Here is a 25,036-nt window from a genome sequence, read left to right on the forward strand (position 1 = left end):
GTGAGCAATCCACACCAACGACGCACCCGGCCGCTCGGTCGGGTAGCCCTTGCCAGCAGCCTGATGCTGGGCGCCTGGACCTTGCCGATGGGGATTGGCAGCGTCCAGGCGGCCGAGCCCGCGACACCCAGCCAGCGCACCGCGCTGATCCACTTCGACATTCCCGCCCAGGCCCTGGACAGTGCTGTGCTGGCCTTCGCCGAACAGGCCGGGGTGCAGGTGTTCTTCGACAGCCGCAAGCTGGCAGGCCTGCGCAGTGAAGGCTTGCGCGGCGAGCATTCGGCACAGGAAGGGCTTGGCCTGTTGTTGCGCGGCTCGCCCGTGCGCTATCGCTTCAGCGGCTCCGACCGGGTCGGCCTGGAGCGGGTGAGCGACGACGGCCAGGCGCTGGAGCTGGGCGCCACGCATGTCGACTCGAACAGCAATGCCGATTGGGTTTATCAGACTCCCCGTTCGGTCAGCGTCATCACCCGCGAGCAGATCGACAAGCGCCCGCCACGCCATGCCGCCGACATGCTCGAAGAAACCGCCGGCGTCTACACCGCCGTCAACCAGCGCGACCCGGGCCTGTCGGTGAATATCCGCGGCGTGCAGGACTACGGCCGGGTCAACATGAACATCGACGGCATGCGCCAGAACTTCAACGTCAACGGTCACCAGCAGCGCAACGGGGTGATGTTCGTCGACCCGGAGTTCATCAGCAGTGTCGAGATCGAAAAAGGTTCGCGCTCAGGCATGGGCGGCGCCGGGGTCATCGGTGGTATTGCCAGTTTCAACACCGTGCAGGCCAGCGAGTTTCTCGGTGCCGGCAAGGAATACGGCGGCCGCCTGCGCGCCGGTCACGGTATCGGTGAACTGGGTAACGGCACGTACTTCAATGGCAGTGCGCTGTTCGCGTTCGGCAATGACGTCGGCGATGTCTTGCTCGGCGTCAGTGAGCGCCATTTCGGCAACTACCGGGCGGGCAGCAACAATGAAGACAACCTCGGCACCGAGATTCGCCTGAAGAACCAGTTTCCCGCCGCCTGGGACGACTGGCTCAAGGGTGAAGTCGAAGACATGGGCAGCGTCACCCGTTCGCAGATGATCAAACTGGGCCTGAACCTGCCCCAGGATCAGCGCGTGCAGTTGAGCTACATGGAGACCGACACCGACAGCAAGGATGCCTGGACCTGGCTCAACGACACCGAGGACCAGTACTTCTACCAGCGCTCCGGCAGCAACGACATCAATGCCAAGAACGTCGCCCTCGACTACAGCTTCAGCCCCGACAGCGACCTGATCGATTTTAGGGCCAAGCTCTATTTCGTCAGCACCCGCCAGGATCGCTGGAATGCCGGCAACAATGCCAGCCCGCAAAGCGGAAACTACTATGCGGCCTACAGCGATCGCTTCCAGACCGATACCTGGGGCCTGCAGTTGCAGAACACCTCGCGCTTCTACTTTGGGGCGAGCGACCAGCTGACGTTCGACTACGGCACCGAGCTGTTCCAGGACAAATTCAAGCCGCGCACCGATCGCGTGCCGGCCAGCAACGAAGAAGCCTACCCCTACGTTCAGGGGTCGACGCCGGGCGGCAAGCGCGTCATGGCCAGCCTGTTCGGGCAAATGCAGTACGAACACGGCAACTGGCTGACCCTGGATGCCGGCCTGCGCTATGACCGCTACCGGCTCACGGGTGAAACCGGCATGACCGTGTGGATGTACCCGGACGGACCGTTTGAGGCCGACCTGGGCAAGCCGGCGACGCACCTGCTGTTTGACGAGGCACAGGAAGAAGGGCGCTTCTCGCCGACCTTCGGCATTGCCGTCAAGCCGGGTGTCGACTGGCTGCAGCTGTACACCCGTTGGGGCCGTGGCTGGCGGCCACCCTCGGTCACCGAAGTGTTCATGTCCGGCCGTCCCCACGGCGGCGGTGGCGCCGAGATGGTCTACCCCAACCCGTTCCTGCAAGCCGAACGCTCCCACGACTGGGAGCTGGGGGTGAACATCTTCAAGGAGTCGTTGTTCCGTGAAGGCGATCGGCTGGGCATGAAGGTCGCTTACTTCGACACCCGGATCGACAACTTCTCGTTCCTCGATATCAACGTCGATGTGCCGGGCCTGACCGCAGCAGGCACCTCGACCGGACGCATGGCGTACCAGAACAACCAGCAGCAGACCCAGTTCCGTGGCGTGGAATACGCCGTGGATTACGACGCCGGGCGGTTCTACAGCAAGCTCAGCTACACCCACATGATCGGCAGCAACGAGTTCTGCTCGCCGCAGTTCTACCTGGGGGGAGCCAAGGATCTCAAGCGCGTGGGCACGGTGCTGCGCCCGCTCAAGGTCGGCAATCGCATCATCATGCGGCGGGTGCCGGTGAGCGAGGCGTTCGACAATGCAGAGCTCAACAACTACAGCCGCTGCGGCGACATCATGGGTAACGCCACCTACATGCCGGCTGATCGCGGTTCGCTCACCGTCGGTTTGCGTTTTCTCGACAACCAGCTCGATGTCGGTGCCCGCCTGCGTTACAGCAAAGGCAACGGCACCAACCTGGACACCCACAACTACTCCTACCTCGATCAGGCCCTGTGGCCGCAGTACAAGGTCTACGACCTGTACGGCAGCTACTGGATGACGCCGCAGCTGAACCTGGCCCTGAGCCTGGAAAACCTCACCGACCAGGCGTACTTCGTGGCCATGGGCGACAGCAACAACCTGTCCCTGGCCCGTGGCCGGACCCTGACCGGGATGCTCGAGTACAAGTTCTGACCGAATTGCCCATACCGGGCAACACCGAAGGCATGGAACACGCCTTCGAACCACAACCCTCAACTATTTAGAGGATGAGACATGAGCCTTTCCGTTTCTTACGATGCAGCGTACGCCTCCTACACCGTTGACGATTACCTGGCCACCTGGGCGGCCGGTTTCGCCACCGCAGGTCATGGCTACAGCAACACCGGCGGTTTCAACAAAGGCGGCTTCAACGGCGAGCAGTATGCGACCCACGGTGCCAATGGTTCCGACTACGCCTTCGTAGCCAGCAGCGATACCACCAACGGCCTGCACTATGTGTTCAACCCGGGCCAACCGGCCAGCAGCAACATGAACCACTACCTGTGGGGCGAAGTGGACAGCGTTTCGCTGGGTTACAAGCTCGGTGGCGGCAATGGCAGCAACTTCACCCTGGCCGAAGAAGTGGTCACGTTCAATGGCCTGGACCTGGAGGCGGCGCTGGGCGCCGGTCGCGCCGGCAACGAAGTGCAGAGCGTGATCTACGGCCTGATGCAGGGCAACACCTCGGCCCTGGAAGGCGTGCTGGACAACCTGCTGGCCGGTTACGGCGTATCCACCGACGACACCTTCGACGCCATCAGCGCTGCCCTGGCCGGTGGCCCGCTGAATGTCGCTTCGGCTGATGTGGTGGGCGTTCAAGCCCTGGCCGAGGACTTTGCCCTGGCCGCCTGACCCCAGGCAAAAAAAAGCGAATGGAAGATCACTCCTCCATTCGCTGCTGGCTTACCCCGCCGCCTGCGTCTTTGCCGGGCCCAGGCGGCGGTGGTGCGAATTCTGCGAGCCTGCGCCGGCGAGGTCAACCGCCCGCGGGCTCGCCCTATTGAGGTCCTTCATGAAAGCAACCCGCTCCCGCCCTGCGAACGAAGTATTGCAGGCGCTCAAGGCCTGCCGCGCCGGCTTTGCCAACATTGGCCTGTTCACTGCGGTGATCAACCTGCTGATGCTGGCACCAGCGCTGTACATGCTGCAGGTCTACGACCGGGTGCTGTCTTCGGGCAACGAGATGACCTTGCTGATGCTCAGCCTGATGGTGCTGGGCCTGTTCGCCTTCATGGGCCTGCTGGAGTGGGTGCGCAGCCTGGTGGTGATCCGTCTCGGCACGCAGATGGACATGCGCCTCAACCCGCGCGTGTTCGAGGCCGCCTATCAGGCCAGCCTGGCCGGCCACAAGGGGGCGGCGACCCAGGTGCTCAGCGACCTGACCACCTTGCGCCAGTTCGCCACCGGCCAGGCGCTGTTCGCCTTTTTCGATGCGCCATGGTTCCCGGTGTACCTGCTGGTGATGTTCCTGTTCAGCCCCTGGCTGGGGTTGATGGCGCTGGTTGGCGCCGTGTTGTTGACGATCCTCGCCTGGATCAACGAGCGCCTGACCCAGGCGCCATTCGCCGAAGCCGGGCAGCTGTCGCAGCAGGCCGGACAGCAGGCTGGCGCCAACCTGCGTAATGCCGAAGTCATGGAGGCGATGGGCATGCTGGCGGCGGTGCGTCAGCGCTGGGCCAGGTTGCACCACGGTTTTCTCCTGCGCCAGAACCTCGGCAGCGAACGCACGGCAGCGATCACCGCAGTGTCCAAGGGCCTGCGCCTGGCCCTGCAATCGCTGGTACTGGGCCTGGGCGCATGGCTGGCGATCGAGCAACTGATTACCCCGGGGATGATGATCGCCGGCTCCATTCTCATGGCCCGGGTGCTGGCGCCGATCGACCAGCTGATTGCCGTGTGGCGCCAGTGGGGGTCGGCACGCCAGGCCTATGAGCGGTTGTACAGTTTGCTCAGCGAGCAACCGCCGCGCGCGGCCGGCATGCCGTTGCCGGCACCGAGCGGGTGCTTGCTGGTGGAGCAGCTCAGTGCGATGCAGCCGGGCACGCGCAAGCCGTGCCTGGTCAATCTCGGTTTCGAGCTGGCGGCCGGCGACAGCCTGGGGATTATTGGCGCGTCCGGCTCGGGAAAGTCGACGCTGGCGCGTTTGCTGGTTGGCGCTGCCTTGCCGGCTGCCGGCAAGGTGCGCCTGGATGGCGTCGAGCTGCAGCACTGGGACAAGGGCCTGCTCGGCACCCACATCGGTTACTTGCCGCAAGACGTGCAGCTGTTCGCCGGGAGCATTGCCGAGAACATCGCCCGCTTGGGTGCGGTCGACTCGCAACAGGTGGTGGCCGCCGCACAACGGGCCGGTGTGCACGAGCTGATCCTGAAACTGCCCAATGCTTATGACACCCAGTTGGGTGAAGGCGGGGCGGGGCTGTCCGGTGGCCAGCGCCAGCGCATCGGCCTGGCCCGGGCGTTGTACGGCCTGCCGGCGCTGATCGTGCTCGATGAACCCAATTCCAACCTGGATGATGTTGGCGAGCGCGCTTTGCTTGAGGCTATCAAGCAGATCAAGGCGCAGCAGCGCACGCTGATCCTGATTACCCACAAGTCCAGCCTGCTGGCGGCTGTGGATAAGTTGCTGGTGCTACAGAGCGGCCAGATGCAGGCCTTCGGTCCGAGCGCGCGGGTGCTGCAGGACCTGCAGCGCAGCCATAAGCCGGCCGGCATTCCCACCCCCACCCCGGCGCTACGCAGCGCGGCCAGCGTCAGCATGAGCTACGGCACCCCGAGATCCTGATCATGACCGTCCCTCAGTCGCTTCACGCGCATGCCATTCCCGACAACCTGCTGACCCTCGATGCCCGCCGCCACAGCCGTTTGGGCCGCTGGCTGGTGATCGGTGGTTTTGGCGGTTTCATCCTCTGGGCCGCCTTGGCACCGCTGGACAAGGGCGTGCCGGTTTCGGGCAACGTGGTGGTCGCCGGCAGTCGCCAGGCTGTGCAGCATCCCACGGGCGGCACCATCGAACGTCTGCTGGTGCGCGACGGCGACCGTGTCAGTGCCGGGCAGGTGCTGGTGCAGATGGACGCCACCCAGGCTCAGGCCCAGCATGATTCGTTAAGGGTTCAGTACGTTAACGCCCGGGCCAGTGAAGCGCGCCTGCAAGCCGAGCGTGACGGGCTGGCATCGATCACCTTCCCGACCGAGCTGCAGGCCCTGGCGGCCGAGCCCTGGGTGGCCACCGCCCTGGAACTGCAGCGCCAGTTGCGTAACAGCCGGCGCCAGTCGCTGGACATGGAGCTGGCCGGCCTGCGCGAGAACATCGCCGGCGCCGAGGCCATGCTGGCCGGTGTGCAGGGCTCGATGAGCCACAAGCAGGAACAACGTGCTGCGCTTGATGAACAACTGCAGGGGCTGCGTGATCTGGCCCGTGACGGTTACATTGCACGCAACCGCCTGCTCGACAGCGAGCGCTTGTACGCGCAGATCAACGGCGCGATTTCGGAGGACCTGGGCAATATCGGCCGCACCCGCCGCCAGGTTCTGGAGCTGAAACTGCGCATGGCCCAGCGGCAACAGGAGTACCAGCGCGAAGTCGGCCAGCAGTTGAGCGAGATGCAGTCCAGCGCCGAAGACCTCGGCAACCGCCTGCGCAGCGCCGCCTTCGAACTGGCCAACACCCAGCTGCGCGCCCCGGCCAGCGGCACGGTGGTGGGCCTGAGCGTGTTCACCAATGGCGGAGTGATCGCCCGCGGTCAGCAACTGATGGAGATCGTCCCCAGCGATGCGCCGTTGCTGATCGATGCCCGTGCGCCGGTGGAGTTGGTCGACCGCCTGCACCCGGGGTTGCCGGTGGAGATCATGTTCGTCGCCTTCAACCAGAGCAAAACGCCACGGGTCGAGGGTGAGCTGACCCTGGTCTCGGCCGACCGCCTGGTCGATGAGAAAACCCAGCAGCCCTACTACCAGGTACGCGCCAAGGTCAGTGACGCCGGCTTGCAGCAACTGGCCGGCCAGGACATCCGCCCCGGCATGCCGGTGCAAGCCTTCGTGCGTACCGGCGAGCGCTCGCTGCTCAATTACCTGTTCAAGCCGTTGACCGACCGGGTGCATGTCGCCCTGGCGGAGGAATGATGTCGATGCGTGTGTGGTCATGCCTGCTGTTGTTGGGCACCAGCCTGTCGGCCGCTGCAGTGGACCTGGGCGATGCCTATGCCCTGGCCCTGCGCAACGATCCGGCCTTCCATGCCGCCATCGCCGAGCGCGATGCCGGCCTTGAGAGCCGCGCCATCGGCCGGGCAGCGTTGCTGCCGAACCTGTCCTACCGCTACAACAATGCCCGCAACGATTCCGAAGTGACCCAGACCAACGCCCGTGGCAACGTCACCAGCCAGCGTGACTACCGCAGCTACACCTCGACGCTGACCGTGCAACAGCCGCTGTTCGACTATGGTGCCTGGGCCGAGTACCGCCAGGGTGTGGCCAAGGCGTTGCTGGCGGACGAGCGTTTTCGCAGCCGCAGCCAGGAGCTGGCGGTGCGGGTGTTCGACGCCTACAGTGAGGCGCTGTTCGCCAACGAGCAGATCGCCCTGGCCCAGGCCCAGCGCCGTGCCTATGCCGAGCAATTGCAACTGAATCGGCGCTTGCTCAAGGGCGGCGAGGGTACCCGTACCGACCTGCTGGAAACCCAGGCACGCTACGAGCTGGCCCAGGCGCAAGAGATCGAAGCCAGCGACAACCTCGATGCTGCCCTGCGTACGCTGCAGGCGATCATCGGCGAGCCGCTGGAGGTTGCCGACCTGGCGCCGTTGAATGGTGATTTCCGCGTTCAACCCTTGCAGCCACTGCGCTTCGAAAGCTGGCGGGATCTTGCCGTGGCCTACAACGCCGAACTGGCGTCCCAGCGTCACGCCCTGGTTGCCGCCGACTACGCCGTCGAGCGTCAGCGCGCCGGCCACCTGCCGACCCTGAGTGCCTATGCCAGCACCGGCAAATCCAGCTCCAGCTCCGAAAGCAGCTACGACCAGCGCTATGACACCGACAGCATCGGCATCCAGGTCAGCCTGCCGTTGTTCGCCGGCGGCGGCGTGTCGGCGGCCACCCGCCAGGCGGCTGCCGAGCGCGACAGTGCGCGCTTCAGCCTGGATGGGCAGATTGCCGACACGCTCAATCAGTTGCGCAAGCAGTTCAACCTCTGTGCCAGCAGCACGGCGAAGATCCGCGCCTATGAGTTGGCGGTCAAGTCAGCCAGCGGCTTGATCACGGCCACGCGCAAAAGCGTGGCCGGTGGCGAGCGGGTCAACCTCGACGTGCTCGATGCCGAACAGCAGTTGTACAGCGCCCGCCGCGACCTGGCGCAGGCGCGCTACGATTACCTGCGCGCCTGGTTGCAGCTGCGTTATCTGGCTGGGGTGCTGGAACCGCAGGATTTGCAGCAACTGAATGGCTACTTTGCCAGCGGCCCGGGGGATTTGGCTGCAGGCTGAGTTCAGCTTGCCATTTGACTTGCAGTAACCAAGCGTTTGACTTGGCTACTCGCCGTGTTTTGACATAATTGCTTAAGCGCTTTCTTATAAAGCCCAGTATTTACAGGGCTTTCATGTGCTATTTTTTGACTTACTGAAGAAGTGCTCTTGAGATAATTCGACATGCCGACTTTCAAGCACCACGAACTGGCACTGCTTAACCCTTCCTTCGACTCGCCATTGGTGGATGTCTTGACGGAGCTTGAGCACTTACGTCGCTATCGGCTTGCTGGCACCACACCTTCCAGTCTGTTCTTCCAGCTCAAGAGCATTTTCCACCTTCTAGAGAGCTTGGGTTCGGCACGTATCGAAGGTAACCACACGACACTTGCGGACTATGTCGAAAGCAAAGTGGAGGGGACTGACTCCGCATCGGACCAGCTTCGCGAAATATCCAATATCGAAAAAGCCATGACTTTTGTCGAGGACCATTTCAATGAGGCGGATGACGTCGGTTTGCATCTGCTGCGAGAGTTGCATGCCATTACCGTCGACGACCTCGACAGGGAAGGGGATCGAACCCCTGGCAGTTTCCGCGCTGGACAGGTGCGTATCGCCCAGTCGAGCCATCTCCCGCCCGATCCGGTGCAGGTCCAAGGTTACATGGAAGAGCTGGTTGCTTTCATCAATCGCAGGGATCCCCAAAAGTACGATCTGATGAAGGTTGCCATCGCTCATCATCGATTCGGTTGGATTCACCCGTTCAGCAATGGCAATGGCCGCGTGGTGCGGTTATTGACCTATGTGATGTTGATCAAATATGGATTCAACGTCGCTGCAGGTGGGCGTTTGCTCAACCCGACCGCGGTGTTTTGCAATGACCGCGAACGCTATTACGAAATGCTTGCCCAAGCGGATGCCGGTACGGCCGAAGGGCAGGAGCGGTGGTGCGAGTATGTTCTGCGGGGCATTCTGGACGAACTCAGGAAGCTTGATCGATTATTGGATTACCGTTATTTGAAACAGGCCATCCTGTCTCCAGCACTGGCCCATGCCCGTGAGCGGGCGTTGCTTACCGAGCTTGAGTACGGAGTGCTCCGGTTGCTGCTCGATAGTGACAGCGCAATTGCCAGATCGAGTGACCTGGCAGCCGCGATGCCGGGACTGAATGGCCCTCAACGTACGTATCAGATCAAGAAACTGGTTGAGCGCGGCATGCTGGTCCCGATCAAGCCCAATGCCCGCCAATACACCTTGGGCTTTTCCCACAGCTACCTTTTGCGTGGGGTTATCCGTGCGCTGACCGCCGAGGGATTCATTACCCAGCAGCTGTCATCGGCGCATCAATAACGGCGCAATAGAAAAGGCCGGTGCATAAGCACCGGCCCTGTTGAATCAAGCGCAACCCAATCAGTGCTCCGAAATCGCCTCTCGTCGCGCCGGCGGCTCTCCATGCTCGGCCTCGCTCATCACCGGTACCTCCTTGCCTTCGGCGTTGAACAGCTTGCCGTCTTCGAAGTAGTCACCATCGCGCAGGGCGGAAATGTCCGAGTAGTGGAGGGTGCGTTCGTAGGCGGCGGCGAATACCGACTGCTGGTCGGAGTTGCCGGCGGTGAAGTGGTTGAACACCAGGTTGAGCACGATCGCCATGATCGCAGCCGAGCTGATGCCGGAGTGGAAGATGGTCTCGAACCAGTTGGGGAACTGCGCGTAGAAGTTCGGCGCGGCAATCGGGATCATGCCGAAGCCCAGGGAGGCGGCAACGATGATCAGGTTGACGTTGTTCTTGTAGCTGACCTTGGACAAAGTGCGGATGCCGCTGGCGGCAACGGTGCCGAACAGCACGATGCCGGCGCCACCCAGTACCGAGGTCGGCACCGCGGCAATCACCCGGCCCATGATCGGCAGCAGGCCGAGCACCACCAGGATCACCCCGCCAGTGGCCACCACGTAGCGGCTCTTGACCCCGGTCACGGCTACCAGGCCGACGTTCTGGGCGAAGGCGCTCTGGGTGAAGGAGCCGAAGATCGGCGCCAGGATGCTCGAGGCCATGTCGGCGCGCAGGCCATTGCCCAGGCGTTTGGAATCGACCTTGGTGTCGATGATTTCACCGACGGCGAGGATGTCCGCCGAGGTTTCCACCAGGGTCACCATGATCACGATGCACATCGACAGGATGGCGGCGATGTGGAAGGTCGGCATGCCGAAGTGGAACGGCGTCGGCAACGCCACCAGCGGGCCGTCGAGAACTTTGCTGAAGTCAGCCATGCCCAGCGACCAGGCGATCAGGGTGCCGATGACCATCGCCAGCAGGATCGACAGCCGCGAGATGGTCGCGCTACCCAGCTTGCTCAGGACCAGGACGATGACAAAGGTCAGGCCAGCCAGGCCGATGTTGGCCATGCTGCCGAAATCCGGCGCCTTGCTGTTGCCTCCCATCACCCAGCGTGCGGCCACCGGCATCAGGGTCAGGCCGATGGTGGTGATGACGATACCGGTGACCAGCGGCGGGAAGTACTTGGTGATCCGCGAGAACACCGGGGTAATCAGAAAACCGATCAGCGACGCCGCCATGACCGCGCCCAATACCCCGGGCAAGCCGCCACCGCCTTCACTGCTGAGGATCGCGCCCATGGTCGCCACACCGGCGAACGACACCCCTTGCACCAGCGGCAACTGGCAACCGAACCACGGCAGGCCGAGAGTTTGCAGCAGGGTTGCCAGGCCACCGGCAAACAGCGACGCGGCGATCAGCAGGCCGATATCGGCGGGGCCCAGGCCGGCTGCCTGGCCGAGGATCAGAGGCACGGCGACGATACCGCCGTACATGGTCAGAACATGCTGCAGGCCATAAGCCAGGTTGGCGCCAAGGCCCAGGTTCTCGTCTTCGGGACGCTGGGCTGAAGACGTGCTAGGGGAGGACGTATTCATGGGGCAAGTTCTCAGTTTTATTGTTGTGGCGCTACTGTAGACAAGTCCTACACATGAATGCCAGAACAATTGTATACAATTTTTAGATTTGCGTAGGAACAGTCCTACCTATGGTTTGGCTTCAGGGCTGGATGCAGAGATCGTTCCAACAGCTGCGCGCAGCCCTCGCAAGGCTGCGTGAGAAATGACAGGGAGGCTGAAAAAGCTGTCCAGATGGACAGAAAAGCAAGGGGTAGGCTGGTGGTTAGGGTGCTAACAGATTCTAATCTTCGATCAATTCCCGCAGTTCACGCATCATTTCGGGGTTGTCGGCCAGGTTGAGTTCGACCAAACGCCGCAAATGGCACGATGAATCGATATCAGTACGCAGGCAAACAAAACCCAGTCGATTGCCTTCCTCATGGCGCAGTTCCACCTGCATCCATAGCGTTACTTGCTCCCCCAGGTGGACAAGGGCCTCGAAGTCCTGGGTCAGGTCGGGGTCCCAAGGTTCTGGGCACTTGATCAGCAAGCCCTTGAGGGACAGGTCAATCAGCTCGACCGGCCAGTACCGATCGCCCTGACGCAGTTCGGTGGGGCTATCGAAGGCTACTCGCTGGAAACGTCGACGTTCTTGGGGGTCGCTCATGTTCAGGCACTCCGGGGTTCTTCCTGACTATAGCTCAGCACTTGCCAAGGCCCGCGCAAGGGCGCATAACGAGGTTTGTCCAACCCACGCTGGAGGGCTCTAGACCAACGTGGGGGCTGGCCTTTCCTGCCAGTATCGCTAGACTCGAAAGGCTGTCTTTTATCCACTAGCTGGAAGCAAACCATGAACAACAATAATAGCCTGCTACGCCACATTCCGTGGTTGGCGCTGGCAGTCATAGGAGCCTGTGCGCTGGGTGTGGTCGCCCTGCGTCGTGGCGAGGCCATCAACGCCTTGTGGATTGTCGTCGCTTCGGTGGCCATCTACCTGGTCGCCTATCGCTACTACAGCCTGTTCATCGCCACCAAGGTGATGCAGCTGGACCCACGTCGGGCCACTCCGGCGGTGCTTAACAACGACGGTCTGGACTACGTGCCGACCAACAAACACATTCTTTTCGGTCACCACTTCGCCGCGATTGCCGGTGCCGGTCCCTTGGTCGGTCCGGTGCTGGCGGCGCAGATGGGGTACCTGCCGGGCACGCTCTGGCTGATTGCCGGGGTGGTGCTGGCCGGTGCGGTACAGGACTTCATGATCCTGTTCCTCTCCACCCGCCGCAACGGCCGCTCGCTGGGCGACATGGTCCGTGAAGAGATGGGCCGGATTCCGGGCACCATTGCCCTGTTCGGCTGCTTCCTGATCATGATCATCATCCTTGCGGTGCTGGCGCTGATCGTGGTCAAGGCCCTGGCCGAGAGCCCATGGGGCATGTTCACGGTGATGGCGACCATCCCGATCGCGATGTTCATGGGCATCTACATGCGCTACATCCGCCCGGGCCATATCGGTGAGATTTCGCTGATTGGCGTGGTGCTGCTGTTGCTGTCGATCTGGCTGGGGGGCCAGGTTGCCGCCGACCCGGTCTGGGGCCCGGCGTTCACCTTCACCGGCGTGCAGATCACCTGGATGCTGGTGGGCTACGGTTTCGTTGCCGCGGTACTGCCGGTGTGGCTGGTGCTGGCACCGCGTGACTACCTGTCGACCTTTCTCAAGATCGGCACCATCGTCGGCCTGGCCATCGGTATCCTGATCATCGCTCCCGAGCTTAAAATGCCGGCGCTGACCCAGTTCACCGACGGTACCGGCCCGGTCTGGAAAGGCACCCTGTTCCCGTTCCTGTTCATCACCATCGCCTGCGGCGCGGTATCGGGCTTCCACGCGCTGATTTCTTCGGGGACCACGCCGAAACTGCTGGATAACGAAGTCAACGCCCGTTACATCGGCTACGGTGGCATGCTCATGGAGTCGTTCGTGGCGATCATGGCCATGGTTGCCGCCTCGGTGATCGAGCCAGGCGTGTACTTCGCCATGAACAGCCCGGCCGCAGTGGTTGGCGCCGACGTCGTGTCGGTGGCGCAGACCGTCAGCAGCTGGGGCTTTGCCATTTCCCCGGACGCCCTCGAAGCGGTGGCCAAGGACATCGGCGAGCACACCATCCTGGCTCGTGCCGGCGGTGCGCCGACCCTGGCGGTGGGGATCGCGCAGATCCTCCACCAGGTGCTGCCGGGTGAAAACACCATGGCCTTCTGGTACCACTTCGCGATCCTGTTCGAGGCGCTGTTCATCCTCACCGCTGTGGACGCCGGTACCCGTGCCGGGCGCTTCATGCTTCAGGACCTGCTGGGCAGCTTCGTACCTGCACTCAAACGCACCGAATCGTGGGGCGCCAACCTGCTCGCCACCGCCGGTTGCGTGGCGCTGTGGGGTTACCTGCTGTACCAGGGCGTGATCGATCCGCTGGGCGGCATCAACACCTTGTGGCCGCTGTTCGGCATCTCCAACCAGATGCTCGCCGGCATCGCCCTGATGCTCGGCACCGTGGTGCTGATCAAGATGAAGCGCCAACGCTACATGTGGGTCACCCTGGTGCCTGCGGTATGGCTGCTGATCTGCACCACCACTGCCGGCTTCATCAAGCTGTTCGACCCGAACCCGGCAGTCGGCTTCCTGGCCCTGGCCAACAAGTACAGCGCGGCGCTCGACGCCGGGCAGGTGCTGGCCCCGGCCAAGGACATCGGCCAGATGCAGCACGTGATTTTCAACGCCTACACCAACGCGGCCCTGACCGGCCTGTTCCTGTTCGTGGTCTTCAGCATTCTGTTCTTCGCCCTCAAGGTCGGCATCGCTGCCCTGGGCAAAAAAGAGCGGACTGACAAAGAGTCCCCGTTCCAGGCCCTGCCGGATGCGTAACCGAAGAGGAATGCAGTGATGTTCAACGATCTCGGTCGACTGGGTAAGTACCTGGGGCAGGCAGCCCGCCTGATGGTCGGCATGCCCGACTACGACAACTACGTCGAGCATATGCAGACCAAGCACCCGGACAAGCCGGTGATGACCTACGAGGAGTTCTTCCGCGAACGCCAGGAGGCTCGTTACGGCGGCAAGGGTGGGCCCAAGTGCTGTTGAAAAGCGGCATGCAAGGCAAGTGACAAAGCTGTGGGAGCCTGGTTCGCGCCGGGCTCCCACAGTCATTTTCAGCGTTCAGGAGTATTCGGTTTGTTATCTCCCATTCCCGTCACCGTACTCAGTGGCTTTCTCGGCGCCGGCAAGACCACCTTGCTGCGTCACCTGCTCAAGGCCGAGCATGGCCTGAAGATCGCCGTCATCGAAAACGAATTCAGCGATGCCGGCATCGATTCGCAGTTGCTGGGCGATGAACCGGTGCAGGTCATGACCCTGGCCAACGGTTGCGTGTGCTGCAGCATCCACACCGACCTGACCAAAGCGCTGTACCTGCTGCTCGAGCGCCTGGACAGCGGCGAGATCGCCTTTGACCGCCTGGTAATCGAGTGCACGGGCCTGGCCGACCCGGCGCCGGTGGCGCAAACCTTCTTCATCGACGAAGAACTGCGCGAGCGCTACCTCCTCGACGGCATCATCACCCTGGTGGATGCGGCGCACGCTGAGTTGCACCTGACCCAGACCATTGCCCAGGCGCAGATCGGCTTTGCCGACCGCCTGCTGGTGAGCAAGACCGACCTGGTCGATGGCGCCAGCTTCCAGGCCCTGAGCGAGCGCCTGGGGCGGATCAACCGTCGTGCGCCGATTCGGGTGGTGGAGCATGGCAAGATCGACCTGGCCGAATTGCTCGATGTGCGCGGCTTCAACCTCAATGCCGACCTGGGTGGCGGTTTGAGCCTGCGCCCGGTCGTGCAGACGGCGACGCCGGATCGGATCTCCAGCCTGGTGCTGCGCACCGATACGCCGCTGGACATTGATCGCCTCAGCGACTTCATGAACCAGTTGCTGGAGGAGCACGGCAAGCAGCTGCTGCGCTACAAGGGCGTGCTGAACATTGCCGCAGAGGAGCGGCGCCTGGTGTTCCAGGGCGTGCTCAAGCTTTATGGCTTTGACTGGGATACTGAGTGGGCAGAGGGGGAAGTGCGCGAGAGTGTGATGGTGTTCATTGCCGACGATTTGCCGGAGGCGAAGATTCGCGAAGGGTTTGAGGCTTTGACTCTGTAGGAGCGGGCTTGCCCCGCGATGCGATGGTGCGATCACTATTGCATCGCGGGGCAAGCCCGCTCCTACAGGTACAAAAAAGCCCGGCTCTTGAGCCGGGCTTTTTCACATCATGACGCTGTGCTTACTTGCCGTATACCGGCAGCTTGGCGCAGATGGCCTTGACCTTCTCGCGAACGGCGTCGATCACCGCTTCGTTGTTCAGGTCGGCGAGGATGTCGCAGATCCAGCCAGCCAGTTCTTTACACTCGGCCTCTTTGAAGCCACGAGTGGTCACGGCCGGGGTGCCGAAGCGCAGGCCGGAGGTGACGAACGGCGAACGTGGGTCGTTTGGAACCGAGTTCTTGTTGACGGTGATGAAGGCGCGACCCAGGGCGGCGTCGGCGTCTTTACCGGAGATTTCCTGCTTGATCAGCGACAGCAGGAACAGGTGGTTCTGGGTACCGCCGGAAACCACGTCGAAACCGCGCTCGATGAACACGCCGGCCATGGCCTGGGCGTTTTTCACCACTTGTTGCTGGTAGGCCTTGAACTCAGGCTGCAGTGCTTCCTTGAAGCAGATGGCCTTGGCGGCGATCACGTGCTCCAGTGGGCCGCCCTGGGCGCCCGGGAATACCGCGGAGTTCAGCTTCTTCTCGATCTCGGCGTTGGCGCGGGCGAGGATCAGGCCACCACGTGGACCGCGCAGGGTCTTGTGGGTAGTGGTGGTGACCACGTCGGCGAATGGCACCGGGTTCGGGTACACGCCTGCAGCGACCAGGCCGGCAACGTGGGCCATGTCGACGAACAGGTAGGCACCGACCTTGTCGGCGATTTCGCGGAAGCGTGGGAAGTCGAGGATCTGCGAGTAGGCCGAGAAGCCGGCAACGATCATCTTCGGCTTGTGCTCGAGCGCCAGGCGCTCGACTTCGTCGTAGTCGATCAGGCCGTTGGCGTCGATGCCGTACTGGATGGCGTTGTACAGTTTGCCCGAGGAGCTGACGTTGGCGCCGTGGGTCAGGTGACCACCGTGGGCCAGGCTCATGCCCAGGATGGTGTCACCGGCCGACAGCAGGGCCAGGTAGACGGCGCTGTTGGCTTGCGAACCGGCGTGCGGCTGGACGTTGGCGTAATCGGCGCCGAACAGTTCCTTGGCACGGTCGATGGCCAGTTGCTCGACCACGTCGACGTATTCGCAACCGCCGTAGTAGCGCTTGCCCGGATAGCCTTCGGCGTACTTGTTGGTCAGCACCGAGCCTTGGGCTTCCATGACAGCGGGGCTTGTGTAGTTTTCCGAGGCGATCAGCTCGATATGTTCTTCCTGGCGCTGAGCTTCTTGCTCCATGGCGGCAAAGAGATCGGCGTCGTACTTGGCAATGGTCAAATCACGGCTGAACATGGCGGTCCTCAAGGATCGTGCTGAAATAGGCGGGCATTCTACCTCATCAGCTTTTGTCTGGCATATGAAAGGGCATCATGTCGCAGACAAATGGGGCTCATGAGCGACAAGCTGCAAGCTTCAAGCGGCAAGTCAAAGGCCGAACGCGTAACGCTTCTAACTTGCCGCTTGTAGCTTAAGGCTTGCAGCTTCCTGCCTACTCGAACATGAACAAGGTTTCGTTGCTGAATTGCGCCTCGAACTGATGCGCCGGCATCGGCCGCCCGAACAGGTAACCCTGCACCTCGTCACAGCCGTGCTCACGGAGGAACTCCAACTGCTCGTGGGTTTCCACGCCCTCGGCGATCACCGCCAGGTTCAGGCTGTGGGCCATGGCGATGATCGCCCGGGCAATCTGCGCATCCTGTTCACCCTCGGGCAGGCCGTCAACGAAGGTGCGGTCGATCTTCAGCACGTCGATGGGGAACTGCTTGAGGTAGTTGAGCGACGAATAGCCGGTGCCGAAGTCGTCGACCGCGATGCTCAGGCCGAGGTTCTTCAGGCTGTCGAGGATCACCATGGCCTCGTTGACCTCGCGCATCAGGATACTTTCGGTCAGTTCCAGCTCCAGGCACGCCGGCGGCAGGCCGGTTTCCTTGAGGATGGTGGCGATGCGCTCGCCCAACTGGCCGTCGGAGAACTGGCGCGCCGAGATGTTCACCGAGACCTTCGGCACCCGCACCTTGGCCTGGTGCCAGGCCTTGAGCTGGCGGCTGGCCTCCTTGAGCACCCAATCGCCGACATCGACCACCAGGCCGAGCTCCTCGATCACCGGGATGAAGTCCCCTGGCGGCACCAGCCCGCGTCGCGGATGGCGCCAGCGCAGCAGCGCCTCGGCGCCGGTCAGGCGCTTGCCGTCGCCGCTGAACTGCGGTTGGTAATAAAGGATGAACTCGTTCTGCTCCAGGGCGTGGCGCAGGTCGCTTTCCAGCTCCAGGCGCTCCAGGGCACTGGCGTTCATGTCGGCCTGGTAGAACTGGAAATTGTTCTTGCCGCGCTCCTTGGCGTGGTACATGGCGGTGTCGGCGTTCTTCATCAGCTGACTGAGCTCGCTGCCATCCTGCGGGCTGAGGGCGATGCCGATACTGGCGGTGACGAAGAACTCGCGGTTCTCCAGCACGAACGGTCGCACCAGGCTGCCGAGAATCTGTTCGGCCACGTGAATGGCGCGGTTCAAGGCCATTTCCCGGGTGGCGCGCGGTTGCAGCAGCAAGGTGAATTCATCGCCACCCATGCGCGCCACGGTGTCGTCGTCATCGACGCAGTCGAGCAGGCGCTCGGCCATGTCCTTGAGCATGCGATCGCCCGCGGCATGGCCGAGGGAGTCGTTGATCGGCTTGAAGCGGTCGAGGTCGAGGAACATCAGCACCACCCAGGCCTTGTGCCGATCGGCTTGCTGCAGGGCCGTGTGCAGGCGGTCCTGGAACAGGGTGCGGTTGGGCAGGTGGGTCAGGGCATCGTAGTAGGCCAGGCGGTGGATGCGCTGTTCACTGGCCTTGCGCTCGCTGATGTCGGTAAAGAAGCACACGTAGCTGGCCAGGTCGCCTTCATCGTCGAGTACCGCGGTGATGCCGACCCAGGCCGGGTAGTGTTCACCGTTGCGGCGCTTGAGCCACACTTCGCCTTCCCAGGTGCCGCGCTGGTGCAGCTGCTTGAGCACGTAGCGCAGGTGGGCATCCTGGTGCTCATCGACGGTCAGCAGGCTCGGCAACTGGTCCAGTACATCGGCCACGGCGTAGCCACTGACGCGGCTGAAGGCTTCGTTGGCCTGGACGATGTAACCGGCCGGGTCGGTGATGAGGATCGCCGAGGTCGAGTGCTCGAATACCGTGGCGGCCATGCGCAGGTCTTTCTCGGCGCGGCGTTGCTGGCTGATGTCGCGGCCGACGCCAAGGATGCCCTCGAAGCGCTCCTGGTCATCCCAGACCAGCACCAGGCGCAGCTCGATCGGGATCTTGCGGCCATCGGCGCGCAGGCAGTCGAACAAAAACAGCTGGGTCGGCAATTGGGTGCGCAACTGCTCCAGCTGTTCGGGGTCGCCGAGGGCCTTGTTGACCCGCTCGACCAGGCTGTAGATGCCGGTGAGCTGGGCCGGGTTGGCGATGGTCGAATGCCAGCCGTTTTCGATGATCCACTCCACTTCAAAGCCCAGGACCGCCTGGATCGACGGGCTGACGTAGTTCAGTTGCAGTTGGCTGTCGGTGGAGAAGATCACGTCGCTGATGCTTTCAGCGAGCATGCGGTAGCGTTGTTCGCTGTCGCGCAGGGATTCGCTGGCCTCGATCTGCTCGGTAACGTCCTTGCCGACGCCGATGATCCGCGTCACGCAACCTGCGCTGTTGCGGGTCAGGGCCTGTTCGCGAATGTCGAAGCGGCGCCAGCACTGGTCGTGGTGGCGCAAACGCAGCTGGCAATGCAGTTGCTCGACATAACCCGAGTGGCGTTGTTGCTGGCGCAATTGCCGGTACAGCTGGGCATCGTCCGGGTGCAGCAGCAACTCCCAAAAATGATCGCCCATCTTCGCCAGCTCCGCGCGGCTGTAGCCCAGGGTCTGGCCGAGGTTGCGGTTGCTGAAGATCATCAGCTGGCTTTGCACATCCTGCACGTACAGCTGGTCAGGCACGGTGCGCACCACGTCCGACCAGAAGCTTTCGCGTTCGAGCAACGACAGCTCGACCTGCTTGCGGCTGGTGATATCGCTGATGCTGAGGATCACCGCCTGATAATCACGGCGCTGCTGCGGGAAGCGCACCATCAGCCACAGGTGCAGGTCTTCGCCATCCGCCGTCGGCAGGCGTACCTCCAGCTCCAGCTGTTGCTGGTTGTCGAGGATCGCCCCGAGCAGCTGGACGCCGATACCGTCGCTGTCGGTCTGCGAACCTTCGACCAGGCGCTGCCAGGCACTGTCACAGCAATTGACGCCGAGCAGTTGCAGGGCCACCTGATTGACTTCGGTGACTTTCAGTTCTTGCAGCAGCACCCGGCGCAAAGGCTGGTCGAACGCCAGGCGCTGTTCCAGGGCCGGGCGGCTGCGCAGGCGATAACGCTCGAGCTGACCGGGCAGGCCGGAGAGGTCGAGCACGCACAGGGCGACCCCGGTACCTTCGAAAATGTCGTGGTAGCGCCGACGGCTTTCCTGCAGCAGGCGATGCCGGCGGCGCATGTTGATCAAGGCCAGCAGCGGTATCAATGCGCAGAACAGCCCCAGTACGCATTTGCCGATCAGTGCCGGCAACAGTTGCTGGCGGGCAAGGCCTGCATCGAACAGGCCGCGCAGCTGCCAGGTGCTGTTGTCGAGAAACGCCAGCATCACGCTTTGCAGCGGCTCATCGCTGCCGGGAGTCGGTTGATGGCGGTTGATGATGTCGCCGGTACGGCTGTTTTCCAGCAACCACAAGGGGTGGTTGGGCCGGTCCAGGTGGGTGGTCAGGTCGCTGTAGTAGCTCGGCGCCAGGCGCAGGAACCAGTAGCCGCTGGGCGCTTCGCCCGGCTGGCGCAGCAACAGGTAGACCTGCTGGTTATCGGCGCTGTTGCTGTAATAGTAGTCGCGCCCCTGGTTCAGCCGCAGCAGCTCGTCCAGCACCTGGTAATCGGGGCTGGCGTTCAGGCTGTCGGCCTGTAGACTGCCGTCGGCGCCGATCCAGGCGACACTGAGCAGGTTCGGCTGTTGCTGGCGCAACTGGGCGATGACTTTTGGCAGGTGTTCCGGGCCAGGCGACACGCGGTATTGCTGGAACTGATTGAGCACCACCTGGGCCTTGAGCGCCATGTTCAGGCTCATGTGATCGGCGAGCTCGGCACTGTCGTTCAAGCTTTGCTGATACTGGTCAGCCTGGGTATGACGGAACTGGGCAATCAACTGCCACAGCAGCAGGCCGAGCAGCAACAGCACCAACAGGGCCAGCGCGCCTTTCAATGAACCGCGCAGCGGCGAGCCTGACGCAGTGGCCGGCTTGCGCAGGGATGACGGCTGAGAGAGATTGGTCAAACGTTGATCCTGCGGTATGGCTGGATGGCAGGTTTAGAGCTGCTGGTTGGCAAGTGCCGCGTTCCTGGCGACGGCTCCGGTTGCGCACTATAAGCCGGACGCCCGAAGGGCGGCTAGCATGCCCGCAAACGTGGCAAAGTGCCAGCCCTGTTCGTCGGCGGTTTGCCCAACCCGGCGCATTACGGTAGCTTTGGCCCTTTCCTGGGGGCTACGGCTTCCTTCATCTGTATCGTCCTTATTTTTTCGTCTCTGACGCTAGGTTTATCCATGGCTCAATACGTCTATACCATGCATCGGCTGGGCAAGGTTGTCCCGCCGAAGCGGGAAATCCTGAAGAACATCTCCCTGTCGTTTTTCCCCGGCGCCAAGATCGGCGTGCTCGGCCTCAACGGCTCGGGTAAATCCACCCTGCTGAAAATCATGGCGGGTGTAGACACCGAGTTCGACGGCGAAGCCCGTCCGATGCCCGAACTGAACATCGGCTACCTGCCGCAGGAGCCCCAGCTGGACCCGGCCAAGACCGTGCGTGAAGTGGTCGAGGAAGCGGTCAGTGTGATCAAGGACGCCCAGGCCCGCCTGGACGAAGTCTACGCCGCCTACGCCGAGCCGGATGCCGACTTCGACAAGCTGGCTGCCGAACAGGCCAAGCTTGAAGCCATCCTCCAGGCCAGCGATGGCCACAACCTCGAGCGTCAGCTGGAAGTGGCCGCCGACGCCCTGCGCCTGCCGGCCTGGGAAGCCAAGGTCGAGCACCTGTCTGGTGGTGAGAAGCGCCGTGTGGCCCTGTGCCGTCTGCTGCTGTCGGCCCCTGACATGCTCCTGCTCGACGAACCGACCAACCACCTGGATGCCGATTCCGTCGCCTGGCTGGAGCATTTCCTCCACGACTTCCCGGGCACCGTGGTTGCCATTACCCACGACCGTTACTTCCTCGACAACGTCGCCGGCTGGATCCTCGAACTCGACCGCGGCGCCGGTATTCCGTACGAAGGCAACTATTCGGGCTGGCTGGAAGCCAAGTCCGATCGTCTGGCCCAGGAATCCAAGCAGCAGTCGGCCCACGAAAAGGCCATGAAGGAAGAACTGGAGTGGGTGCGCAAAGGCGCCAAGGCCCGTCAGTCCAAATCCAAGGCCCGTCTGCAACGCTTCGAAGAAATGCAGTCGCAGGAGTTCCAGAAGCGCAGCGAGACCAACGAGATCTACATCCCGGCCGGTCCACGGCTGGGTGACAAGGTCATCGAGTTCAAGAACGTCACCAAGGGCTATGGCGATCGCGTGCTGATCGACAACCTGTCGTTCTCCATGCCAAAAGGCGCCATCGTCGGCGTGATCGGTGGCAACGGTGCCGGTAAATCGACCCTGTTCCGCATGCTGATGGGCAAGGAACAGCCGGACTCGGGCAGCATCGAGATCGGTGAAACCGTGCAACTGGCTTGCGTTGACCAGAGCCGCGAAGACCTCGACGGCAACAAGACTGTGTTCCAGCAGATCTCCGACGGCTCCGACCAACTGCGCATCGGCACCTACGAGATTCCGTCGCGCACCTACGTGGGCCGTTTCAACTTCAAGGGCGGCGATCAGCAGAAGTTCGTCAAGGACCTCTCCGGTGGTGAGCGCGGTCGTCTGCACCTGGCCCTGACCCTGAAAGAGGGCGCCAACGTCCTGCTGCTCGACGAACCGTCCAACGACCTCGACGTCGAAACCCTGCGTTCGCTGGAGGAAGCCCTGCTGGACTTCCCGGGCGCCGCCATCGTGATCTCTCACGATCGCTGGTTCCTGGACCGTGTGGCCACCCACATCCTCGCTTACGAAGACGATTCGCAGGCGGTGTTCTTCGAAGGCAACTACACCGAGTACGAAGCCGATCGCAAGAAGCGCCTGGGCGAAGCCGCTGCTCAGCCGCACCGGGTACGGCACAAAAAACTGGCATAACCCTCAGTGCTGTGCACTGGAACGGGGCCTTCGGGTCCCGTTTTTTTTTGCCTGGATTTGTGTCGAATTCATCGCTGGCAAGCCAGCTCCCACAGATTTAGCGCTGAAAGATGAAGTGTATACACTTATACAAATGCACCATTTAATTTCATAAAAACGACATTTCGCCCTGTTGCGGTGCGGTGGCTTCTTGGTACAGTCGGGGAAAAAACCAATAAGCCCACTCCATCTGGTGAATGTCTACATGATCGAATCTGTCGAAGATTTCCTCGCTCGCCTCAAGCAACGCGACCCGGCCCAGCCTGAGTTCCATCAGGCCGTCGAAGAAGTGCTGCGCAGCCTCTGGCCGTTCCTCGAAGCCAATCCTCATTACCTGCAGGCCGGTATCCTCGAGCGTATGGTCGAGCCGGAGCGGGCGGTCCTGTTCCGCGTGTCGTGGGTCGATGACCAGGGCAAGGTCCAGGTCAACCGCGGCTACCGCATCCAGATGAGCAGTGCCATCGGCCCGTACAAGGGCGGCCTGCGTTTCCACCCCTCGGTGAACCTCGGCGTGCTGAAGTTCCTGGCTTTCGAGCAGGTGTTCAAGAACTCCCTGACCTCGCTGCCCATGGGCGGCGGCAAGGGCGGCTCGGACTTCGATCCGAAGGGCAAGAGCGATGCCGAGGTCATGCGCTTCTGCCAGGCGTTCATGAGCGAGCTGTACCGCCACATTGGCGCCGACCTCGACGTGCCGGCCGGTGATATCGGCGTCGGCGCCCGCGAGATCGGTTTCCTGTTCGGCCAGTACAAGCGCCTGGCCAACCAGTTCACCTCGGTGCTGACCGGCAAGGGCATGACCTACGGCGGCAGCCTGATCCGCCCGGAAGCCACCGGCTACGGCTGCGTGTACTTCGCCGAAGAGATGCTCAAGCGCCAGGACCTGCGCATCGACGGTCGCCGGGTGGCCATTTCCGGCTCCGGCAACGTTGCCCAGTATGCCGCGCGCAAGGTCATGGACCTGGGCGGCAAGGTGATCTCGTTGTCCGACTCCGAAGGCACGCTGTACTGCGAAGCCGGCATGAGCGATGAGCAGTGGGATGCGCTGATGGAGCTGAAAAACGTCAAGCGTGGCCGGATCAGCGAGCTGGCCGAACGTTTTGGCCTGGAGTTCCGCAAGGGCCAGCGCCCCTGGACCCTGGCCTGCGACATCGCCCTGCCATGCGCGACCCAGAACGAACTGGACGCCGAAGACGCCCGCACCCTGCTGCGCAACGGCTGCATCTGCGTGGCCGAGGGCGCCAACATGCCGACCACCCTCGAGGCTGTGGATATCTTCATCGAAGCCGGCATCCTCTTCGCTCCGGGCAAGGCCTCCAACGCCGGTGGCGTGGCCGTCAGTGGCCTGGAGATGTCGCAGAACGCCATGCGCCTGTTGTGGACCGCCGGTGAAGTGGACAGCAAGCTGCACAACATCATGCAATCGATCCACCATGCCTGCGTGCACTACGGCGAAGAGAACGGCCGGATCAACTACGTGAAGGGCGCCAACATCGCCGGCTTCGTCAAGGTTGCCGATGCCATGCTGGCCCAGGGCGTGGTTTAAGCTTCCGGCTCGATGGCGACGATCTCGATTCGCAGATCCCCTGCCGGTCGTCGCCACAGCACCTCATCACCGGGCGCGGCTCCCAGCAACGCCCGGCCCAGAGGTGAACCCCAGTTGATCAGGCCGCTGGCGGCATAGGCCTGGTCTTCACCGACCAGTTGCACCTGATGCTGCTGGCCCTGCTCATCGACGAACAGTACCCGGCTGCCGATCTGCACCTTTTCATGGGAAGTGGCGGGGGCGACGACCTGGGCGCTTTGCACCCGGGCGCTGAAGTAGCGCAGGTCGCGTTCGATTTCGGCCAGGCGCTGCTGGTCAGCCTGATCGCCCTGGCTCAGGAGTTCGCTGCGCAAGCTGTTCAGCTCGGCGAGCCGTTGTTGCAGCAGGGTCAGGCCGCAGGCGGTAACATGGTTGGGCTGCTCGCTGATCCGGCGTTCCACCGGCTGGCTGGCCTGGGCGGCGGCCTGGTCTTCGTTGACGAATGCTCGGCTCATGAGGGCCTCCTTTCATGGGAGACCATGCTGACAGCCCGGTGGTTGCATCGGATGTCCGATTGCGACCTACTTGCGTCGATAGGCGCGCGCGGCATCCCGATCCTTTTCTTCCTGCCACTGCTCATCGCGGTCATCCCAGTGTCGGGCGCGGTATTCCTGCAGGTCCTGGTTCTCCTGCATGGCGTGGCACTGGCGAAAGCCATCGTCCCAGCCGGACTCGTACTGACGGTTGTGCAGGTAGCGCGGCACGTCCTTGCGAAAATCCCCGGCCATCACCCCGGCGGCCTGGCGACCGCTGCTGCAACCGTCCTGGAAACCATCGGCGTAGGCCGGTGGATAACCCTGATTGATCAGTTGCTCGTGGGTTGTCTGGCAACCTGTGAGCACGCCCATTACCACCATGACCAGCCAATACCGCCGCATGTTCAAACTCTCCGCTTGCCAGGGAAAGTCTAGGTGGGGAATTGTCGCTGGCGTGTCAAAAGGAT

Annotated in this window: 16 protein-coding genes and 1 pseudogene; 11 read left to right on the plus strand and 6 right to left on the minus strand. The window is 62.6% G+C overall.

The window, feature by feature from the left end:
• The first annotated feature begins 63 nt into the window (after positions 1-63).
• The 6 genes from KHO53_RS14020 (at position 64) to KHO53_RS14045 (ending at position 9,404) form a co-directional block, all read left to right on the plus strand.
• The gene (locus KHO53_RS14020) at positions 64-2,757 is read left to right on the plus strand and encodes a TonB-dependent receptor (protein ID WP_502937695.1); all 2,694 of its coding nucleotides are present in this window, start codon (positions 64-66) and stop codon (positions 2,755-2,757) included.
• Positions 2,758-2,838: 81 nt separating this feature from the next.
• Positions 2,839-3,456, plus strand: a complete 618-nt coding sequence (locus KHO53_RS14025) for a heme acquisition protein HasA (RefSeq protein ID WP_010226413.1) — start codon at positions 2,839-2,841, stop codon at positions 3,454-3,456.
• Between the two features lie 160 nt (positions 3,457-3,616).
• On the plus strand, positions 3,617-5,386 hold the full coding sequence (locus KHO53_RS14030) for a type I secretion system permease/ATPase (RefSeq protein WP_213570426.1): 1,770 nt from the start codon (positions 3,617-3,619) through the stop codon (positions 5,384-5,386).
• Positions 5,387-5,388: 2 nt separating this feature from the next.
• Positions 5,389-6,723 carry an HlyD family type I secretion periplasmic adaptor subunit gene (locus tag KHO53_RS14035; RefSeq protein ID WP_159388091.1) on the plus strand — a complete coding sequence of 445 codons (1,335 nt, stop codon included), beginning with the start codon at positions 5,389-5,391 and terminating at the stop codon, positions 6,721-6,723.
• A 5-nt stretch (positions 6,724-6,728) separates the two neighbouring features.
• A complete protein-coding gene (locus KHO53_RS14040; RefSeq protein ID WP_213570427.1) occupies positions 6,729-8,075 on the plus strand; it encodes a TolC family outer membrane protein in 1,347 nt (448 codons plus the stop codon).
• 162 nt (positions 8,076-8,237) lie between these two features.
• A complete protein-coding gene (locus tag KHO53_RS14045) occupies positions 8,238-9,404 on the plus strand; it encodes a Fic family protein (RefSeq protein WP_213570428.1) in 1,167 nt (388 codons plus the stop codon).
• 60 nt (positions 9,405-9,464) lie between these two features.
• Here KHO53_RS14045 and KHO53_RS14050 read toward each other — a convergent pair whose 3' ends face one another.
• Positions 9,465-10,985, minus strand: a complete 1,521-nt coding sequence (locus KHO53_RS14050; protein WP_213570429.1) for a nucleobase:cation symporter-2 family protein — start codon at positions 10,983-10,985, stop codon at positions 9,465-9,467.
• 262 nt (positions 10,986-11,247) lie between these two features.
• Positions 11,248-11,613: a PilZ domain-containing protein gene (locus KHO53_RS14055; protein ID WP_010226401.1), complete on the minus strand. Its 366-nt coding sequence runs from the start codon at positions 11,611-11,613 to the stop codon at positions 11,248-11,250.
• A gap of 183 nt (positions 11,614-11,796) precedes the next feature.
• On the opposite strand from KHO53_RS14055, the gene KHO53_RS14060 reads away from it, so the two are divergent.
• The 3 genes from KHO53_RS14060 (at position 11,797) to yjiA (ending at position 15,138) form a co-directional block, all read left to right on the plus strand.
• Positions 11,797-13,863: a carbon starvation CstA family protein gene (locus tag KHO53_RS14060; protein WP_010226399.1), complete on the plus strand. Its 2,067-nt coding sequence runs from the start codon at positions 11,797-11,799 to the stop codon at positions 13,861-13,863.
• An 18-nt stretch (positions 13,864-13,881) separates the two neighbouring features.
• A complete protein-coding gene (locus KHO53_RS14065; protein WP_010226397.1) occupies positions 13,882-14,079 on the plus strand; it encodes a YbdD/YjiX family protein in 198 nt (65 codons plus the stop codon).
• A gap of 90 nt (positions 14,080-14,169) precedes the next feature.
• Positions 14,170-15,138: a GTPase gene (gene yjiA / locus KHO53_RS14070; RefSeq protein ID WP_010226396.1), complete on the plus strand. Its 969-nt coding sequence runs from the start codon at positions 14,170-14,172 to the stop codon at positions 15,136-15,138.
• A gap of 121 nt (positions 15,139-15,259) precedes the next feature.
• On the opposite strand, the gene glyA is transcribed toward yjiA, so the two are convergent.
• Both glyA and KHO53_RS14080 read right to left on the minus strand, forming a co-directional pair.
• Positions 15,260-16,513 (minus strand): serine hydroxymethyltransferase, encoded by a 1,254-nt coding sequence (glyA, locus tag KHO53_RS14075; protein ID WP_010226395.1) that lies wholly within the window; start codon positions 16,511-16,513, stop codon positions 15,260-15,262.
• 196 nt (positions 16,514-16,709) lie between these two features.
• Positions 16,710-20,426, minus strand: a pseudogene (locus tag KHO53_RS14080) (sensor domain-containing protein); the annotation flags it as partial.
• A 381-nt stretch (positions 20,427-20,807) separates the two neighbouring features.
• Between KHO53_RS14080 and ettA the strand changes: the two are divergent.
• Both ettA and gdhA read left to right on the plus strand, forming a co-directional pair.
• Entirely contained in the window at positions 20,808-22,472 is a 1,665-nt protein-coding gene (gene ettA, locus KHO53_RS14085) for an energy-dependent translational throttle protein EttA (RefSeq protein WP_010226393.1), read from the plus strand.
• 244 nt (positions 22,473-22,716) lie between these two features.
• Complete coding sequence (gene gdhA / locus KHO53_RS14090; RefSeq protein WP_010226392.1) at positions 22,717-24,054, plus strand: NADP-specific glutamate dehydrogenase; 1,338 nt, start codon at positions 22,717-22,719, stop codon at positions 24,052-24,054.
• Here gdhA and KHO53_RS14095 read toward each other — a convergent pair.
• The gene (locus KHO53_RS14095; protein ID WP_010226390.1) at positions 24,051-24,548 is read right to left on the minus strand and encodes a GreA/GreB family elongation factor; all 498 of its coding nucleotides are present in this window, start codon (positions 24,546-24,548) and stop codon (positions 24,051-24,053) included. The genes gdhA and KHO53_RS14095 overlap by 4 nt on opposite strands.
• Before the next feature lie 66 nt (positions 24,549-24,614).
• The gene (locus KHO53_RS14100) at positions 24,615-24,971 is read right to left on the minus strand and encodes a hypothetical protein (protein WP_010226388.1); all 357 of its coding nucleotides are present in this window, start codon (positions 24,969-24,971) and stop codon (positions 24,615-24,617) included.
• Positions 24,972-25,036: the final 65 nt, after the last annotated feature.

The sequence above is a fragment of the Pseudomonas sp. RC2C2 genome (genome assembly GCF_018390435.1).
Classification (GTDB): domain Bacteria; phylum Pseudomonadota; class Gammaproteobacteria; order Pseudomonadales; family Pseudomonadaceae; genus Aquipseudomonas; species Aquipseudomonas donghuensis.